Origin of the sequence: Pseudoalteromonas sp. SIMBA_162 (assembly GCF_046535955.1) — a bacterium.
Lineage (GTDB): Bacteria > Pseudomonadota > Gammaproteobacteria > Enterobacterales > Alteromonadaceae > Pseudoalteromonas > Pseudoalteromonas marina.
Genome location: NZ_JAWJBQ010000321.1, coordinates 1 through 276, shown reverse-complemented (window position 1 = coordinate 276; position 276 = coordinate 1). Strand labels below are relative to the sequence as shown.

The 276-nt window shown below is 47.8% G+C and carries 1 protein-coding gene; it reads left to right on the top strand.

All coding sequences use genetic code 11. The features are described 5' to 3' along the window. Positions 1-276 (top strand): sigma 54-interacting transcriptional regulator (locus R0J88_RS19870; protein ID WP_410900858.1); only part of this gene is annotated, 276 nt, incomplete at both ends.

The window sequence follows — 276 nt, the reverse complement described above, 5'->3', positions numbered from 1 at the left end:
GCCCCATTGTTGCCGACCCAAGCAGTATTCAACTTTTAGAGTTAGCAAGGAAAGTTGCACGGTCTGATGCGGGCGTTATGGTGCTAGGCCCAAGTGGTTCAGGTAAGGAAGTGCTGGCACGGTATATTCATGATAAATCGAACCGATGCGATGCGCCGTTTGTTGCGATTAACTGTGCAGCAATTCCTGAAAATATGCTTGCAGCAACCTTATTTGGGTATGAAAAAGGCGCGTTTACAGGCGCAATTCAAGCGTGTCCTGGTAAGTTTGAGCAAG